Annotated in this window: 16 protein-coding genes; 9 read left to right on the top strand and 7 right to left on the bottom strand. The window is 39.1% G+C overall.

From position 1 onward, the window contains the following. The first annotated feature begins 51 nt into the window (after positions 1–51). Positions 52–810, top strand: a complete 759-nt coding sequence (locus B0I26_RS12000; protein WP_111645673.1) for an SDR family NAD(P)-dependent oxidoreductase — start codon at positions 52–54, stop codon at positions 808–810. A 77-nt stretch (positions 811–887) separates the two neighbouring features. Here the strand turns inward: B0I26_RS12000 and B0I26_RS11995 are convergent, their stop codons facing one another. The 3 genes from B0I26_RS11995 to B0I26_RS11985 form a co-directional block, all read right to left on the bottom strand. Beyond that, a complete protein-coding gene (locus B0I26_RS11995; protein WP_111645672.1) occupies positions 888–2,258 on the bottom strand; it encodes an MATE family efflux transporter in 1,371 nt (456 codons plus the stop codon). 137 nt (positions 2,259–2,395) lie between these two features. Next, positions 2,396–3,664 carry a two-component system sensor histidine kinase NtrB gene (locus tag B0I26_RS11990; protein ID WP_111645671.1) on the bottom strand — a complete coding sequence of 423 codons (1,269 nt, stop codon included), beginning with the start codon at positions 3,662–3,664 and terminating at the stop codon, positions 2,396–2,398. A gap of 66 nt (positions 3,665–3,730) precedes the next feature. Continuing rightward, positions 3,731–4,486: a TatD family hydrolase gene (locus tag B0I26_RS11985; protein ID WP_111645670.1), complete on the bottom strand. Its 756-nt coding sequence runs from the start codon at positions 4,484–4,486 to the stop codon at positions 3,731–3,733. A 424-nt stretch (positions 4,487–4,910) separates the two neighbouring features. Here B0I26_RS11985 and B0I26_RS11980 point away from each other — a divergent pair, with 424 nt between their 5' ends. Beyond that, positions 4,911–6,116, top strand: coding sequence for an MFS transporter (locus B0I26_RS11980; protein WP_111645669.1), 1,206 nt, complete (start codon positions 4,911–4,913; stop codon positions 6,114–6,116). A gap of 242 nt (positions 6,117–6,358) precedes the next feature. Here the strand turns inward: B0I26_RS11980 and B0I26_RS11975 are convergent, their stop codons facing one another. Further along, on the bottom strand, positions 6,359–7,531 hold the full coding sequence (locus B0I26_RS11975; protein WP_111645668.1) for an MFS transporter: 1,173 nt from the start codon (positions 7,529–7,531) through the stop codon (positions 6,359–6,361). A 484-nt stretch (positions 7,532–8,015) separates the two neighbouring features. Between B0I26_RS11975 and ilvA the strand changes: the two genes are divergently transcribed. After that, positions 8,016–9,224: a threonine ammonia-lyase gene (gene ilvA / locus B0I26_RS11970; protein WP_111645667.1), complete on the top strand. Its 1,209-nt coding sequence runs from the start codon at positions 8,016–8,018 to the stop codon at positions 9,222–9,224. 228 nt (positions 9,225–9,452) lie between these two features. Then, entirely contained in the window at positions 9,453–11,360 is a 1,908-nt protein-coding gene (locus B0I26_RS11965) for an HD domain-containing phosphohydrolase (RefSeq protein ID WP_111645666.1), read from the top strand. 438 nt (positions 11,361–11,798) lie between these two features. Here the strand turns inward: B0I26_RS11965 and B0I26_RS18315 are convergent, their stop codons facing one another. The 3 genes from B0I26_RS18315 to B0I26_RS11955 all read right to left on the bottom strand — a co-directional run bounded on the left by B0I26_RS18315 (position 11,799) and on the right by B0I26_RS11955 (position 12,838). After that, entirely contained in the window at positions 11,799–11,939 is a 141-nt protein-coding gene (locus B0I26_RS18315) for a hypothetical protein (RefSeq protein ID WP_181502869.1), read from the bottom strand. Positions 11,940–11,961: 22 nt separating this feature from the next. Then, entirely contained in the window at positions 11,962–12,207 is a 246-nt protein-coding gene (locus B0I26_RS11960) for a DNA alkylation repair protein (protein WP_111645665.1), read from the bottom strand. Between the two features lie 94 nt (positions 12,208–12,301). Beyond that, positions 12,302–12,838, bottom strand: a complete 537-nt coding sequence (locus B0I26_RS11955; protein WP_181502887.1) for a flavodoxin family protein — start codon at positions 12,836–12,838, stop codon at positions 12,302–12,304. A gap of 355 nt (positions 12,839–13,193) precedes the next feature. Between B0I26_RS11955 and B0I26_RS11950 the strand changes: the two genes are divergently transcribed. The 5 genes from B0I26_RS11950 to B0I26_RS18630 all read left to right on the top strand — a co-directional run bounded on the left by B0I26_RS11950 (position 13,194) and on the right by B0I26_RS18630 (position 18,433). Continuing rightward, positions 13,194–13,829 carry a TetR/AcrR family transcriptional regulator gene (locus B0I26_RS11950; protein WP_111645663.1) on the top strand — a complete coding sequence of 212 codons (636 nt, stop codon included), beginning with the start codon at positions 13,194–13,196 and terminating at the stop codon, positions 13,827–13,829. A gap of 125 nt (positions 13,830–13,954) precedes the next feature. Further along, entirely contained in the window at positions 13,955–15,097 is a 1,143-nt protein-coding gene (locus tag B0I26_RS11945) for an acyl-CoA dehydrogenase (protein WP_111645662.1), read from the top strand. Positions 15,098–15,165: 68 nt separating this feature from the next. Continuing rightward, complete coding sequence (locus tag B0I26_RS11940; protein WP_111645661.1) at positions 15,166–16,821, top strand: AMP-binding protein; 1,656 nt, start codon at positions 15,166–15,168, stop codon at positions 16,819–16,821. Between the two features lie 19 nt (positions 16,822–16,840). Beyond that, positions 16,841–18,193: an acetyl-CoA carboxylase biotin carboxylase subunit gene (accC, locus tag B0I26_RS11935; RefSeq protein WP_111645660.1), complete on the top strand. Its 1,353-nt coding sequence runs from the start codon at positions 16,841–16,843 to the stop codon at positions 18,191–18,193. Between the two features lie 27 nt (positions 18,194–18,220). Then, positions 18,221–18,433 (top strand): acetyl-CoA carboxylase biotin carboxyl carrier protein subunit, encoded by a 213-nt coding sequence (locus tag B0I26_RS18630; protein ID WP_111645659.1) that lies wholly within the window; start codon positions 18,221–18,223, stop codon positions 18,431–18,433. Positions 18,434–18,440 lie beyond the last annotated feature (7 nt).

Genomic DNA, 18,440 nt, shown 5'->3' with positions numbered 1-18,440 from the left:
ATTAATTCGCGGAAGGAATGGTAAAATATTGCGGAGAAGGGAGCAGGGAAAGTGGATTTGCAGTTAAATGGAAAAAACGTATTAGTTACAGGTGGATCAAAAGGAATCGGTAAAGCCATCGCCAAGGCGTTTGTCGAAGAAGAAGCTAACGTTGCCATCATTGCCCGTGATTTAAGCTATTTAAAAGAGACAAAAAAAGAGATTGGCAATATTGTTCTGTATCAGGCGGATTTAACGGAAAAAACGGAACGCGAGAGAGTGTTCCGGCAGTTTATTCACGACTTTGGCTCATTGGATATTTTAATTAATAATGCGGGTGGAAGTAACGGAAGCAGCGTAATGGAAACAGATTTGTCGTTATTTTATGAGGCCATGGAACTAAACTATTTTTCCGCTGTGCACTTAAGTCAACTGGCCGTTCGGGAAATGATAAAAAAGCAATCCGGCAGCATTATTAATATCACATCCATTTACGGAAGAGAAAGCGGAGGCAAAGTTACATATAATAACGCGAAAGCAGCATTGATTAGTTTTACAAAAGCGCTGGCAAATGAAGTAGCGCCATATGGTATTCGTGTAAACGGCGTAGCACCGGGAAGCATTTTGCATCCAACTGGCAATTGGCAGAGACGGCTCGAAGAAAATCCGGAAGGAATCCGCAAATTTGTTCAAGAACAAATACCGGCAGGACGGTTTGGTACACCCGAAGAGATTGCTAATGTTGTTGTGTTTCTTGCTTCTGACAAAGCTTCATGGATTGTCGGAGCGACGATTAACGTAGACGGCGGGCAATCAAAAATGAATTTTTAGCATAAACTGACTTTAAAGCAAAGTGTCGGACCCCATAGAGTATAAGAACAATATATAATGAGGTCAGACACTTTTATTTATGCGGACTTTATATTCACAGATTGCTTTGAGAAACGCCGCTGAATAAAGAACAAACGCGTAAAAAGAAATAACGCACCGGCTGCTAGTCCGGTAATCAGCCCAATCCAGTAACCAAATGCATGAGCAGAAGTAAAATTTGCCAGTAAGTAGCCGAGAGGCAGACCAATCATCCAGTAAGAAACTAAAGACATAAAAAATGTTGAATTGACATCTTTATAGCCTCGCAAAGCACCTTGAATCGGGGCAGCTACTGCATCCGACAGTTGAAAGAAAATCGCATATAGTAAAAACTGTTTTGCTAATTCAAGCACTTCTCTTTCTTGTGTGTATATTGAAGCGACTTCTCCGCGAAAGAAGAAGAGAAACAGAGACGTCAAAACCGCCATGAAGACGGCAATGCCAATGCCTAGAAAGCAATATTGTTTTGCATCAACAAAACGCTTTGCCCCGACTTCAAAGCCAATGGCAATGGTTAGTGTCATCGAGATGCTTAATGGAATCATATAAAGAAGCGAAGCAAAGTTCATCGCACTTTGGTGAGCGGCAATGGTTACCGTATCAAATTCACTCATCAGCAAGGTGACAGCGGCAAAGATACTTGTTTCAAAAAAGATGGAAAAGCCGATCGGAATTCCTATTTTTAGTAAAATTTTCCATTCTTTAAAAGAAATAGCATAAAATTGCTTAAATATTTCATAGCCAACAAATGGTTTGCGGCGAAGGATAATGAAAATTGCCATCATGCAGCTGCACCAGTAGGTAATCGCGGTTGCATATCCGGCGCCAACCCCGCCTAATTTTGGAAAACCAAGTTGACCAAAAATAAGCAAATCATTCAAAAAGATGTTAATTGGTAAAGAAGCAAGAGTAATCGTCATTGTTACGCGTGTTTGTCCCAGCGCATCGATAAAACAGCGAAATACATTGTAAAGAAATAACGGAACGATTCCTATTGAAAGAGCAGCTAAATAATCATGGGCAACTTGCCGAACGACTGGTTCGAGCTTCATCTGCCTTAAAATCGGCTCGAGAAAAAGTGAGCCGCTGATAATGACAATCAATGATATGACGATTGCTAAATAGGCAGCCTGTATAACAGAAAAAGCAATTTCTTTTTTTCGGCCTGCGCCAAGATGCTGGGCAACGATCGGAGTCAACGCAAGCAAAATTCCGCTTAATCCGGTGTAAATTGGCACCCATATGCTTGAACCAATTGCTACTCCGGCTAAATCAGAGGAGCCGGCATGCCCTGACATCATAATATCAAAAAAGTTCATGGCATAAAGCCCGACTTGAGTAATGAGAACAGGAAGTAAAATTTGCATAAATTGCATCGTTTTTCCTTTAAGTGTAGGTGTATACTGCATAGGTGGTCCATCCTTTTATCAAAATATATATAACTATTATTATCGTTTTGGATAAAAGTTGTCAAAGACATAAAATTTATCTCATAATATTGACTGTTGGAGCGAAAAGTACAATGTAAGCAGCCCTCCAATGTTTTTTATTTGGAGGGCTGCTTTTTTATTACAGGTAACTCGATAATAAAGCATGTTCCGTCATTGCTGCTCTCGACTTTCATGCTTCCTTTATGTAGTTCGATAATTTTGCGGGAGAGCGAAAGCCCTAATCCAGTCCCCGTTTCCTTTGTTGAGAAAAACGGATCAAATATATGCTCGACAATCGCTGGAGGAATTCCCGGACCATCATCGCAAAACTTAATTTTTACCATATTATTGTTATGCAATTTACTTGAAATGGAAACGTTCATTGTTTTTGCAACTTTTGCTTCAATTGAATTGCGGAATAAATTTAAAAATACTTGCAGCAATTGATTTTTGTCAATTTCCACCTCGTAATTGGCTAATTGTTCATCTAAATGATAGTGGACGGTTACATTATGGAGTAATGCTTCACTTCGTAATAAAATGCCAAGGTCATCGCGAATAAACTTATTAATATGAATTTTCTCCGTTTTTAGTTCCCTTGGCTTAGCAATGTTCAAAAAGTCGGTAATGATTTCATTAGCGCGATCTAATTCAGGAATGAGCAGCTTATCGATCAAGTTTACGATATCCTTTGGCAATTGATCTTTGAAAAATTGCAAATAGCCTCTTACTGTTGTAAGAGGATTGCGAATTTCATGTGCAATTCCTGCCGCAATTCGTCCGGCTAACGAAAGTTTTTCCGTTTCTTTAATCATATTTAACGATTGAAACATACTAATAACCCGTTTAATCGTTCCATCAGGGTTATGAATAATCCGCGTATTAATGATTCCGTAATAACGGTCGAATACTTCTTGATTGTAAATCGGCTCATTTGTTTCAATCGTTTTTAATGTCATAATTAATTCATCCGGTAATTGTAATAAATCGCGTATATGTTTTCCAATAATAGAATCACGATCCACTCCCATATCGTTTGCGGCCTGCAAGTTGCATAAGGTAATCATCCCGTTACCATCGACAAATACGATATGGTGAGGGACTAAATCAAGAATGGGCGTCAAAAAGCTTTCAATTTGTTCAAATGGACAATCGATTTGTGGATCGATTTGAAAGTTGAACTCCGATGTCTTTGTTTCATCGGGATGAAATGAGTGAATGATTGGGTCAGGGTATTCCCGACATTTTTCTATCGAAAGACCTAGTTTATAATCAACGTATTTAAACGGAAAACAGAATTGTTTTAATAAGCCTTTATAAAGTTGCAATTCTCTCTCTAATGCAGCATATTTTTCTTTTAGTTGCTCATATGATAGCTCGGTCATATAGCATTGCTCCTCATTGTATCAACTACATAAAACTTCCTTTAGTAGTATACAACAAAACGTTGATTACTGGTAGAGTTTCAGCGTGTTGGTCAATACTTGTTTTCGAACACTCTCTACGCTTTTTTGATAAGCTTTGGCCACACATTTCACAGATTCAAATAATAATAGCGGTGATGTCTTTATATTGGCAAATGGACCTGTAAATGGCCAAGGGCCGTCTGTTTCCAATAATAATTGTTCAAGAGGGATGTGCGATAATAGTAATTGATCGCGCTGGCGATAGCATACTTCCGGTGTAACAGAAATATAATACCCAAGCTGAATGATTTTCTCAACAACTGGTAATGGGGCTTTTAACCAATGAAAATGTGCAGAGCTGATGTTGTATTTCCGTAAAATGGTCAGGGCTAATTCAGCATGTTCATGGACGGCATGAAGCACTAAAGGTAAATCATAAGTGTCTGCTGCTTCTGTCACTTTTTCAAGAAATTCAACATAGTTTGCCAAAGAAAAAGAAGATTGTTTAAGAGTATAATATGGCAGTCCTACCTCACCAATCGCTGATAGCCGATGACGCTCCGTTTTTACTAAGTGTAACCATTCGTTCCAATCTGTTTCATTTGGAAGCGTCTGTTCCGGATGAAAACCAATGGCTGCATAGACAAAATGAGGGAATTTAAGCTTTAATTCAAGTGTTCGATAACTGGAACGCAAATCGGTTGAAACAGCGACAACTCCTTTTATTCCCGCTTCTTCCCATTTTTTCATTTCGGCTTCAACATTTGGATACTGATCTAAATGAATATGAGCATCAATCACTTCATCATCAGCCTTTCCATTTTAATTTACAATGAGCTTATAAATGCGGCTGAACCTGTTGTGTTAGTAAATGTTATTTGCACCTGCCGTTTGTTACCTCTGCTTTTTCTGTGAAAATGTGCTTGTGATGTTATGCAATAGAGCCTTTTTGTCATTGTTACTGCTTCCTTTCTCCGGCCATCTCTTTTCATCATATCAATTTTATTGTGAAACTCCCATATTTATAAATGAAAATATACCTTAATCTGTTTTGCCGGGACATTAGTTCCAACATGATGAGATAGCGATTATTTTCAAAGGAAGTATCATAATTATATTTAGTTAAACTATGTTCTAAATAAAAACGAAAAAATATTTCGCAAACCGAAATAATGTGGTAAAATAATGCAACGAAGTATATTACAATGAATGGAGATTAGACAGTATGTGGCACAATCGAAATGTATGGTTGCTATTAGTCGGTGAATTCGTCGCAGGATTAGGGCTTTGGTTAGGAATTATCGGGAATTTGGAATTTTTGCAAAACCATGTGCCTTCTGATTTTTTTAAGTCTTTAATTTTGTTTACGGGACTGCTCGCGGGTGTAGCAGTTGGACCTCTCGCAGGAAGAGTGATTGACAGCACTAAAAAGAAAACAGTGCTTCTTTATTCCGGTTTTGCCCGGATGTTAAGCGTTGTTTTCATGCTGCTGGCATTGAAGTATTCTTCTGTATTATGGATGGTATGTTTTATGGTGGCAATTCAAATATCGGCTGCGTTTTATTTTCCCGCGCTGCAGGCGGCTATACCGCTCATTGTTACAGAAAAAGATTTATTGACGATGAACGGTATCCATATGAACGTAGCTACGATTGCTAGAATACTAGGTACTGCTCTTGGCGGTGCATTGCTTGTAGTGATGAACTTATATTCTTTATATATTGGTTCGATGGTAGCATATGCGCTTCTGTTTGTTTCTACTTTTTTCTTAATGATTCAGGAAGAAACATCACAGCATAAAAGCAAGCAGCACTCAAAAGAAAGTTTTAAAGACATTATCCCGGTTCTTAAGCAAACTCCAATCGTTAAAATTGCTTTAATTTTAATGATCGTCCCGTATTTGTTTATCGGCGGTTTTAATCTGATGGTCATCAATATAAGTGAACTCCAGCACGACACTTCGATTAAAGGGTTATTGTATGCGGCGGAAGGGATTTGTTTTATGATCGGTGCGTTTATTGTAAAACGTATTTCCGTAAATAAAGACTTACTAAAATTAATGTACAGCTTTACCATTACCATTGCCTTGGCGCATTTATCACTTTATTTTGCCTATATAAAAATCGCTTCAGTTGTTTCATTTAGTCTTTTCGGCCTTGCTGTCGGCTGCTTTTTCCCGATTGTTGCGACCATTTTCCAAACGAAAGTCAGCAAAGACTTTCACGGGAGGTTTTTCTCGTTTAAAAATATGTTAGATCGCGTCATGTTCCAAATCGTCTTACTAGGAACCGGTTTATTGCTTGATACAATCGGTTTACAGTGGATGGTTGTCGTATTTGGCGGCATTTCGTTAGCGCTTGTTTTCTACTTCATTGTAAAAAACAAAAAGGGACAGAGCGATTATGTAAGCCGGCCAAATACAATTGCTTAAACCTTTGTAAAGGAAAGAGGATTTGACCTCACGTATAGTGTTTCTATGATGATCGAGGGGGCTGATGCTTTGTTTTTGGTCAGCTCTTTTTTGCTAATAATCTTATAAAATAAAACTATGTTCTAAATGATAGAATAAAAATACAAACAAATCATTCACTAAAGAACCGTTCAAAAATAAAAGGCCAGCCCCCTCAACGACGACGAAAATGGACTTTAAATATTGTCGTGAGGGGCTGGCATTTATATCATTGTTATTTTTTCCTTTTTTGTTTGCCGCGAGAAGAGATAGAATAAAATGAATGCGCCAAATGATAATACAATGCCGGACACATACGGCAGCCCAATCATCATTGTAAACAGCCAACCTGCTATCGGCGGGCCGGCAATGCGGCCGAGCGAATCAAATGAAGACAAAAGCCCTGTCGCGCTTCCTTGTCCAATTGTTGAATGTTTCGTAATCAGTGACGAAAGGCATGGACGAATCACGCCGTTTCCGATGCCGAAAATCGATAAATATAAAGCGGCTGTCAAGAAATCTTTAATCAATAAAATTAATGCAAAACCGATTGCCGAAACGATAATTCCTCCTTGAATGACTTTTCCTTCACCGAACTTTTTAATCAGCTTGCCGATTAATCCGCCTTGAACGAATGCTCCTGCCAAACCCATAATCATAAAAATATATCCTAATTCCGTTGAACCAATATTTGCTCGTTTCGCAGCATAATAAGCAAATGTCGCCTCAAGACCAGATAGCGAAAAAGAAACGAAAAACTGCAATATGTATAAAAAAATAATTGTTCCGCTAAATGCTTTCCAAATGGATTCACGTTGCTGTGACTTTTCGGTACGCATTTCTTTTGGCAGCGATTCTTTTAAAAATAGGAAAACGAACAGGGACGTCATGAGTGAAAGAAAAGCGGCAATAAAGAATGGCATATTTAAACTTGTTTTTGAAAAAATGCCGCCAATCGCCGGTCCGAAAATAAATCCTAACCCGATCGCTGCCCCAATCATTCCCATGCTTTTTCCACGGTTTTCCGGTGTTGTTACATCAGCTACATAGGCCATTGCCGTCGGCATCGTTGCCGAAGAAAGCAATCCGCCTAATATGCGCGCTGCAAAAAGCATCCAAAGTTCAGTAGAAACAGCAAATAAAAAGAACGAAATCGTTAACCCGCTGATTCCAATGAGCAAAATCGGTTTGCGGCCATAACGATCTGACAGCCGTCCCCATATTGGCGCAAAGATGAGCTGCATAAAGGAATATACAGCCATTAAAAGTCCTAATTGTGTAGGATTTGCCCCCACTTTTTCAGCAAAGAAAGGCAATACGGGAATAATAATCCCAAAACCGGCCATGACAAGAAACATAACCGCGAATAAGAGCGGGAGATAACGTTGCTTTTCCATAAATGACACCTCATTATATGACATAGTTGCCTTTATATCATAATCGAAATGTCTTTATTTTTCAAAAGATGAATCATAATGCGTGCAAAAATGGATTTAAAATAGCGATGTTTACAATGAGTGCTTGATTGACCAAGTAAAGGGTATCTTACTTTGGGGCGGCATGATTCGGGATTGCTCGTTTCTCTTTTCGGTTTTTTCATGCAAATTATCCAGTACTTCGAAGCTTTGCCGCTTTTCTATTCCTTACCGTATGCGTCTTAAGTCATATTTTTAACATGTTCACCGAGAAGTCTCCCGCCTCCAAGCGAAGGGTAGGGGGGAGAGGTTCATGGAAGAAAGACGGAATAGGGAGTACAGCTTGCAGGATAAAATACACGAATGTTGCGGCAGCTACTTGATGAAAGCAGTAATATATCGATATAATGTATCTTTGGGATCGTTTAAACTCGTCAATTTTACAGATAGTTAGGTGATTATTCAAATGCTGACATTACATGATGTTTTGCAGGCTAAAAAACGAATGGAAAAAACGATTCATAAAACGCCATTAGATTACTCGTATACATTTAGTAAATTGTCCGGCAACGATGTGTATATGAAGCTGGAAAATTTGCAAAAAACCGGCTCTTTTAAAGTGCGTGGCTCATTTAATAAAATTATGTCACTTAGCGACGAAGAGCGCAAACGCGGTGTGATTGCCGCTTCGGCTGGAAATCATGCGCAAGGAGTGGCCTACTCGAGCAGCATGATTGGCATTCCGTGTACAATTGTCATGCCGAAAAGGGCACCATTAAGTAAAATGGAAGCAACGAAAGGATATGGTGCCGAAGTTATTTTACACGGTGACATTTTTGATGAGTCGCTTGAATATGCTCTTGATTTGCAGCGGAAAAGGGGAGCAACGTTTGTACATCCGTTTGATGACGAAGCGGTTATTGCCGGACAGGGAACGATCGCTTTGGAAATATTGGAACAACTTCCTGATGTGGAAGCTGTTCTTTGTCCGGTTGGCGGCGGGGGCTTGCTCGCCGGGGTTGCCTTTACTTTGAAAGAACATAATCCTTCGATTAAAGTCTACGGTGTGGAATCATCAGCATGTCCTGGTATGACGGCTGCGCTTCGCCATAATAAACCGATTGTCATTCAAGCATCTGATACGATCGCTGACGGAATTGCAGTGAAAAAACCAGGTGAATTAACTTATCAATACATTCAAAAATATGTTGACGATGTGATTTGTGTTGATGAAGCAGAAATTTCCCGCACAATGCTGTATCTATTAGAGCGTAATAAATTGTTAGTCGAAGGTTCCGCTGCATGCTCCCTTGCAGCTGTCTTGTATGACAAACTTCCTTTTAAAGGAAAAAAAGTGGTTTCTATATTAAGCGGCGGTAATGTGGATGTTACACTGATTTCCCGAATTATTGAACGCGGTCTTTTCGAATCAGGACGTTTCGTTACATTTACAACCGTGATTTCCGATAAACCTGGTCAGTTAAATAAACTGCTGCGAATTATTGCTGAGTTAGAGGCCAATGTTCTCTCGATTCATCATCAGCGTGTTGGAGCAAAAGTGCTGCCAGGACAAGCAGAAATTTATTTTTCATTAGAGACGAAAAACCAAGAACATATTGCGAAAATTCATCAAGTATTAACGAATGAAGGATATGTTATTGAAATACTCGGATAAATTAGGTAGGAGTTTGACAGCGAAAGAAGGAGACTGTTTCATAAGGGTCTGACCTCACGCGCGTTTCACAATATATAATTGTGTCGTAAGGTCTGAGCCTGGACTTGAGACAGCCTCTTTCTTTTTTATGCATATTTGTCATAATATTCTTTTTTTTGTAACTTTTTATCTTTTCTATCCAGTTGTAAAATAATGATAGAATGCCATATAAAATAAGGGGAATTGCCAATGAAGCGGATACTTGTGACAGATCAAAATCGGCTAAGACAGTTACAATATACCGGAGTTACAGAAGAAAAGCTTCAATTAATCTATCATCATCGAAATCATTTAATCCCTTTAATTGATACAATTGTCGATGAGCTATATGAAGAAATCATGAAAGTAGAAAAACTTAAGAAACTTATTCATGAACATTCTAACCTTACTCATTTAAAAGAAACACAAAAAGAATATTTGAAAGAATGCTTTTTAGCAACAATAAATGATGAATATATACAAAAACGATATAATATCGGACTGAAACATTCGGAAGTTGGCTTAGAGTTGAAATGGTATTTGTCAACCTATACAAAGTATGCGGACATTATTTCTATTCATTTATCCAGAACAATACCGAATGTCGCTTTGCCTTTATATAATGCCATTCACGCGCTTTTCTCGTTTGATATGCAACTAACACTCGAAGCCTACAGCAAGATCGAACTGCAAAAAGCCGCACATCCTCTTCGTTTCGAATTTGAAAAAGTTCGCCAAATAAATGGATTCACGGATGAAGATGTACAAAACCTAAATCAATTTAGCGGTTATATTTCATTCCAAGTGGAGCAAATTATGACCTATTTCAGGGATATATTTTTGCAACGTATTGGCAACGAACGTGTCTACACATTCGTGGAGTTAGAAAATTTTTTTGCTTATATTAAAACATTCTTACTGCAATTTTTTCAAGAAAAAATATACCAAGATTCTGAAGCGTTTTTTCGAATTATTCGTGATTGGAGCCGCGTTATCATTGAGAGCAAATATCACGAAAATTTTTTTCAAATTACCGGGGAAACGCTTTGCGATGCACTGAGAAAAGTTTTTATGACAAAAGAATATTTGGCTAATCAATATATACTACAATATATTCATTCATTTGAAAGGCTTACAAAGTTTACTTTGTCAATGATTCACGAAATCATACGGCCATATTTATTTTTGCGCGATTTTGATTTTCTTGAGATTTATGCGTACGAAATTAGCACGATTGATTTCGGTCGTCTTACATGGACAGATGAAAAAATGAAACGGTTCGTAAAATCGTTGGGAATGACTGGAGATTCGCCGATTGGAAAGCGCTGCTATGAAGTGTTGCATAAACGTACTGTGCCTTGTTCGGGATGTCCTGTATTAGAAGGAAAGCAAGAAACGATGATGACAACAGTTGAAAGTGTTGATGGATTGCATTATTATAAGGTGCGCCCGCTTCCACAGAACAAAATATTCGAGCTTTCACGTGCGCTTTTAATTATTCAAGATATAACAAGAGAATCAAAAGTCATGTTCCATACAATTGAGAAACTTTTACAATTAGCAGAATATCGTGATGATGATACGAAAAATCATGTTGAACGAATTGGCATTCTTTCTGGTATGCTTGCCCGTTTAGCAGGATGTGATGAAAAATTTGTGGCAAACATCGAAATTGCTGCGAAGTTTCATGATATCGGGAAGGTAGGAATACCTGATTCGATCTTAAATAAACCAGGAAAACTGACAAATGAAGAATGGGACTCAATGAAAACACATGCTCAAATTGGACATCAAATTTTATCTAACTTGGATTTGCCTGTCATCCAAATGGCTGCATCGATCGCCCGTACGCATCATGAGTGGTGGAACGGCCAAGGATATCCAAACGGCTTAAAAGGAGAAGAAATTCCCCTTGAAGGAAGAATTGTCGCCATTGTCGATGTATTTGACGCCTTACTTTCGAAGAGAGTATACAAGGATGCATTTCCTCCAGAACAAGTAAAAGCGATTTTAATGGATGGAAGCGGCCATCAATTCGATCCTAAGTTAATTGATTTATTTATTATGATGTGGGATGAATTTATTACAACAAGGGAACGCTTACTGAGCAGGGACTAATGCTTGAACGACTCCGTACCTACCCCTGCACATTTAGAAATTGAAGTCTTCTCACTAATTGAAAAAGGGCTGATCTAAAAGCAAAGTGTCAGACCCCGCAACTACAATATATGGTACATAATACGTTATATAGTGCGTGAGGCCGGACACTTATAAATCAGCCCTTTTTCTGTCTGTTTTACCTATTTTCCGTTGTTGATGCTGTTTAATGATATCTTGGTTCATTTACAAAGTGGAAGAATGTAGATGATTGTTCATTGCCGCTTCTTCATTAATTCTTTCTTCTTTTCTATAACGAATTTCCCTTCATTAATAATGTAGTATTTGCTCAGAAGTATATAGAACTTTCATAGCGGATTTGGGGGATAAGATTAATTCGAAAATTAATATCACGCGATCATGAACAACTTTTTTTACAGGAAGAAACCTCGTTTGCAGTTATTGACCATCTGCGCCATTTTGTGTCACTTTCCGAATGTGGTCATCTTCAAATCCAGTTGCTCTTGCTTTGTTCACCTTATCATCAACGAGTTTCTTTTGATTTACTTCATTGGATGGAGTTTGCTTTTTGTTTGCCAACGAAAAAATCCTCCTTCATATATCAATCCATTTGATGTTGCGCTCGTTTAATAAACATTTCAGGGGTTTCAATGAGCCCGCAAGCAGCACATTGAACGCGGTAGGATGGGCCACGGTATGGCATATGAAACGAATCCAGATTTCCGTCTGTATATTCCTGCTCAATTGCGCCTGTTTGAGGGTTGATTTTAACAGCTTTCGGTGTTTGCTCGATAATGTTAAAGCGAGTGCGATTTGTTTTACAATTTGGACATAACATAGGCTCCATGAAAACACCTCCGTTTATATTGTTTAGATAGAAAGCGGTGATTATACATAAAGGCAAATGAAAATTCCCCGGAAAATCCGGGGAATTTTCATTTTTATAGGTTCTTGAAAAATTTATTCCAGTGATTAGCTTGAACAATCGCTCTTTCATCTTGCAACACTTCATCAGGAGCGTTGCCTTCACCGATAATATATCCTATGTATTCAAGACCAACAAAGTTGAAAATATATTGAAATTGTTGAATGAGCGGCAATCCTTTCATATCAGGGTTGTCCCCGCCGCAAATGACAACGAACCCTTTTTTCATGCCCATCTCTTTTTTAAAATCAAATCGTTTGTCTCTTAAACTTTGTGACCAGCGATCAATAAAGTTTTTCATATATCCGCTCATGCCGTACCAATAAAGCGGTGTAGCAAAAATAAGAATGTCGTGTTCGAGTACGGATTGAATAATTTGATCGTAACCATCATCGACGGGGCTAAATCCTTCTACTGTATGGCGTTTATCGATAATTGGTTTAATGACATAATCCCTTAGATGGATATGAGCATGTGAAATATTTTCTAGCATTATAGACGTTAATCGTTCTGTATTTCCGTTTTCTCTTGAACTCCCGTTAATGACAAGAATTTTACTCATCTTTTCATTCCCCTTTTATTCATTATTAAGTTACTACGTAATTATAACACTAAACGATTGCAGTAAATAGATAACTAAATGTTAGCGAACTATTGAGTCATTTTTATAAAAATGAACGATAAAACAAAAAGTATAAATTTTTTCGGATGCTTCTGTTTTATTCACTTATTTGCTATAGAACTGGCAATAAAACTAGGGAAAACCAGTAATTGAAGTATATATTTGACATGATAAAATTCCTATTTTTATAATCAATGTAATAAATGAAAGATGATTTTTTATAAAAAATAAAAAATTGTACTATTTTTCTGAAAAGTGTGTTAATATAAAAGTAAAGGGGATTTATATGGCAGAGAAGCAGTTAAAAGAAAGAATTATAGAAACCGCGCTAAATCTTTTTGAAAAATACGGTTATCACGGTGTCACCGTTGATCGCATTGTTACGGAATGCAATACTTCAAAAGGGGGATTTTACCACAATTTCAAATCGAAAGACGAGCTCCTTTATCATATCCACGATGTGTTTATTAGTTACGTATTGAATAAAGCACAAGAAGCATATGCAAAATATCAAACTCCGACAAAGCGGCTGTGCGCCATTATACAATCGTTTGTAAAAGTATTTGATTTATACAAACCCCACATTACAGTCTTTTACCAAGAAAGCACCTATCTTAAACCAGAATATTCCGAAAAAATTAATGAAAAGCGCGAACAATATAAACAAGTCATTTTTCAAGTTATTCGTGATGGAATTGAAGCAGGAGAATTTAGGTCTGAACTTCCTGTAGAAATTACCGGTATGTCGATTATCGGGATGGTCAACTGGACATATAAATGGTATAAGCCAAATGGTTCAATGACGATTGAAGAAATAGCAAAAATTTTTACGGATTTAATTTTGCATTCCTTACTTACGGAGAGTGCTAAGCAAAAAGAGGAGATTGCGGCATTCTTTTTAAGAAATTTCTCTCATTCTTAAAAAAATGGCTCTTTCATTTATTATGATTTATTGAGATATCAGACCAACTAGTCGGTCTGATATCAAAAAGGACCGACTAGTTGGTATAAATATCATTTTTCACTCAAACAAAGGGGGAGAAAAACATGAATTTTGAATTAACAAAAGAACAGCAAATGATTAAGGAAATGGTAAGAGATTTTGCTGAAAAAGAAATTAAACCGTATGCAGCAGAATGGGATCGCACCGCAAAGTTTCCAATCGAAACGTTTAAAAAGATGGGGGAGCTAGGTCTGCTTGGGATACCATTTCCTGAAGAGTATGGCGGATCAGGCGGCGACACCATCTCATATGCCGTTGCTGTAGAGGAAATCGGTCGTGCCTGTGGAGGAACAGGGCTTAGCTATGCAGCTGCTGTCTCATTGGGGGCGAGTCCCATTTATTATTTTGGGACTGAAGAACAAAAACAAAAATGGCTTGTCCCAATGGCGAAAGGGGAAACGCTAGGAGCATTTGGTCTTACTGAGCCTAACGCAGGTTCTGATGCAGGCGGCACGCGGACAAGAGCCGTGCTCGATGGGGATGAGTATGTCATTAACGGGGAAAAATGTTGGATTACAAATGCAGGCTATGCAAGACAAGTGATTGTAACTGCGGTAACAGGAAAAGACGAGAACGGGAAAAATATTATCTCTGCCATTATCGTTCCAACGGATACTCCAGGTTTCAAAATCCATTGCAATTATGACAAAATGGGGGTTCGTGCCTCGAACACATGCGAACTTGTTCTTGAAGATGTACGTGTACCAAAAGAAAACTTATTAGGCGATCCGAAAAAAGGCTTTAAGCAGTTTTTATATACGCTTGACGGCGGACGTATTTCCATTGCTGCTCTAGCAGTCGGCATTGCCCAAGCTGCGTTTGAAAAAGCATTGCAGTATGCAAAGGAACGAACACAATTCGGTCAATCGATTTCCAAGTTCCAGGCCATTCAATTTAAATTGGCGGATATGGCGATGCAAATTGAATTGGCAAGAAACATGGTTTACAAAGCGGCATGGTTAAAAGACAACAACAAACCGTTTACAAAAGAAGCCGCTTTTGCGAAATTGTTTGCTTCTGAAATGGGATTTCAAATTTGCAATCAAGCGATTCAAATTCATGGCGGCTATGGATATATGAAGGAATATGAAGTGGAAAGACATCTTCGCGATATGAAGCTGATGGAAATCGGTGAAGGAACTTCCGAGGTGCAGCGAATCGTCATTGCCCGTCAACTAGGATGCTAAATTTCGTTGTTAAAGCATAGTTTTTTAGTATAGATTCGTAGAATTGTACTAAAAAAGGAGGAAAAACTATGGCTGATTTACTAAACATTACTGTTGGAAAATTGTTGGAGGAAAAAGCGAAATTGCATCCTGATCATGAAGCGGTCGTCTATGCCGACCGCGGGCTTCGTCTGTCGTACAAGCAGTTTGATGATTATTGTCGGGTGGTTGCCCGCGGATTGATGAAGCTTGGAATCAAGGCTGGCGAACATATTGCTGTTTGGGCAACGAATAAGCCGGAGTGGCTTGCTTGCCAGTTTGCAACGGGAAAAATGGGAGCAGTGCTTGTTACCGTCAATACAAATTACCGCACTGCCGAATTAGAATATTTGCTGAAGCAATCTGATTCGACGACGCTCATTCTCATGGAACAATACCGCGACTCCTCTTATATTGATATGATTTATGAAATCGCTCCGGAATTAAAGACATGCGAACCAGGAAAACTTCAGGCAAAACGTTTACCTTATCTGCGCAATGTCATTGTTTTAGGTGAAAACCGCTATCCAGGAACATATTCATGGAATGACCTTATTAAAATGGCAGAAGAAGTGTCGGACGAAGAATTGGATCAGCGCATGAACTCATTGGACCCGCATGATGTCATTAATATGCAGTACACTTCCGGCACGACAGGGTTTCCGAAAGGAGTCATGTTAACACATTACAACATCGTAAACAATGCCCGCAATATCGCGGAATGCATGAAGTTAACAAAAGAAGATCGTCTATGTATTCCGGTACCGTTCTTTCATTGTTTCGGTTGCGTCCTCGGTACGCTTGCCTGCGTCTCTGTCGGAGCGACAATGGTTCCGATTGAAGAGTTCAATGCGAAACGAGTGCTGCAGACGGTACAAGATGAGAAATGTACCGCATTACATGGAGTACCGACGATGTTTATTGCTGAGCTGAACGATCCGGATTTTGATAAATATGATTTATCTTCGCTTCGTACCGGCATCATGGCCGGCTCCAATTGCCCAATCGAAGTAATGAAAGCGGTCATGGAAAAAATGGGAGCAAAAGAGATTACAATCGCGTATGGACAAACGGAGTCTTCTCCGGTTATTACGCAAACGCGAACGGACGATCCAATTGAACTGCGTGTTGAAACGGTCGGGCGCGCTCTCCCAAATGTAGAAGTAAAAATTGTCGAACCGGGAACGAATAAAGAAGTTCCACGCGGTGTACAAGGTGAATTATGCACGCGCGGCTATCATGTCATGAAAGGTTACTATAATAATCCAGATGCAACACGTGAAGCGATTGATAAAGACGGATGGCTGCATACAGGAGATTTGGCGGTGATGGACGAAAACGGCTATTGCCGCATTACGGGCCGGTTAAAGGATATGATCATTCGCGGCGGAGAAAACATTTATCCGCGCGAAATTGAAGAATTTTTATACAAACATCCGAAAATTTTAGATGTGCAAGTAGTCGGAGTACCTGATGAAAAGTACGGTGAAGAAGTGATGGCATGGATTATTTTAAAAGAAGGTGAAACGGCTACGGCTGAAGAAATTCGTGAATTTTGCAAAGGGAAAATCTCGCGCCATAAAATTCCGCGCTATATTCAATTTACAAAATCTTATCCGATGACAGCGTCAGGTAAAATCCAAAAATTTAAGCTTCGTGAACAAGCGAAAGAAGTGATTGAACAATTGAAACAAAATCCAGTGTAAAGGCATGGAGGTGATTCGGATGTTTTCAAAAGTGTTAATTGCTAACCGCGGTGAAATTGCTGTAAGGGTGATTCGCACATGCAAAAAATTAGGCATTCAAACAGTCGCAGTATATTCAGAAGCGGATGCAGAGTCGCTGCACGTTCAATTGGCAGATGAAGCTTATTTAATCGGAAAGCCGCGCGTCAATGAAAGCTATTTGAACATTGAAAAAATGATAGAAGTGGCGAAAGAAACAAAAGCAGAAGCGATTCATCCCGGGTACGGCTTGTTATCAGAAAATCCTGCTTTTGCCCGCCGTTGTGAAGAAGAAGGCATCATCTTTATTGGTCCAAAAGGGGATGTAATCGCGCGAATGGGAAGCAAAATTGAATCGCGGAAAACAATGGAAGAAGCGGGAGTTCCTGTTGTACCGGGAATCTCTTTTCCTCTGGCTGATGTGGAAGAAGCAGCAAAAACGGCGCTGGAAATTGGTTACCCGATTATGCTAAAAGCGTCTGCCGGCGGTGGAGGCATCGGCATGCAAGTCGTCCGTAACGAAGAAGAATTGAGAAAGGCGTTTGAAGGGAATCAAAAGCGCGCCGCCTCTTTCTTCGGTGATGGTGCGATGTATATGGAAAAATATATTGAAAATCCAAGGCATATTGAAATTCAAATTCTCGCCGACCAACACGGAAATTACTTGTATTTATGGGAGAGAGAATGCTCGATTCAACGCCGTCACCAGAAAGTCATTGAAGAAGCTCCATCTCCGTTTTTGGATGAACAAACCCGCCGAAAAATGGGGGAAACCGCTGTGAAGGCGGCAAAGCATATTGGCTATACAAACGCGGGTACGATCGAATTTCTTGTTGATGAGCAAAAAAATTTCTATTTTCTTGAAATGAACACAAGACTTCAAGTGGAGCACCCCGTCACAGAGGAAATTACCGGTCTGGATTTAGTTGAAGAGCAATTGCGGGTTGCCGCAGGAAAAACGCTGCCTTATACACAAGAACAAATAAAACAAGATGGTCATGCAATTGAGGTGCGTATTTATGCCGAAGATCCAAAAACATTTTTCCCGTCTCCTGGAAAAATTACTGTTTTTGAAACGCCAAACGGCGAACATATCCGCAATGAAACAGCGGTTACGAGCGGCTCAACCGTAACGCCGTTTTATGACCCGATGATTGCCAAGTTAATCGTGAAAGGGCAAAGCCGCCAAGAAGCGATTGAACGTATGCTGCAGGCGCTTGAAAACTATAAAGTAGAAGGAATTAAGACGAATATTCCAATGCTGAAAGAAGTTCTTTCACATCCTCAATTTCAAAAAGGAAATACAACAACAAATTTTGTAAATATATATCTAAATAAAACAACAGTTAAATGATAGAAACAGGAAATGGAGGAATTGATGATGAGTCAAGTAGTTGCAACAATGGCAGGTAATGTATGGAAAATTGTCGTGAGTATTGGTGAACAAGTTACAGAAGGTCAGGATGTGGTCATTTTAGAATCGATGAAGATGGAAATTCCGATTGCCGCAGAGACGTCCGGTACAGTGAAAGAAATTAAGGTACAAGAAGGCGACTTTGTCAACGAGGGCGATGTATTAATTGAGCTTGAGTAAAGGTGGG

The sequence above is a fragment of the Paranoxybacillus vitaminiphilus genome (assembly GCF_003259935.1).
Classification (GTDB): Bacteria; Bacillota; Bacilli; order Bacillales; family Anoxybacillaceae; genus Paranoxybacillus; species Paranoxybacillus vitaminiphilus.
Note: the sequence above shows the minus strand (reverse complement) of the source record. Positions and strands in the feature narration are given on the sequence as shown.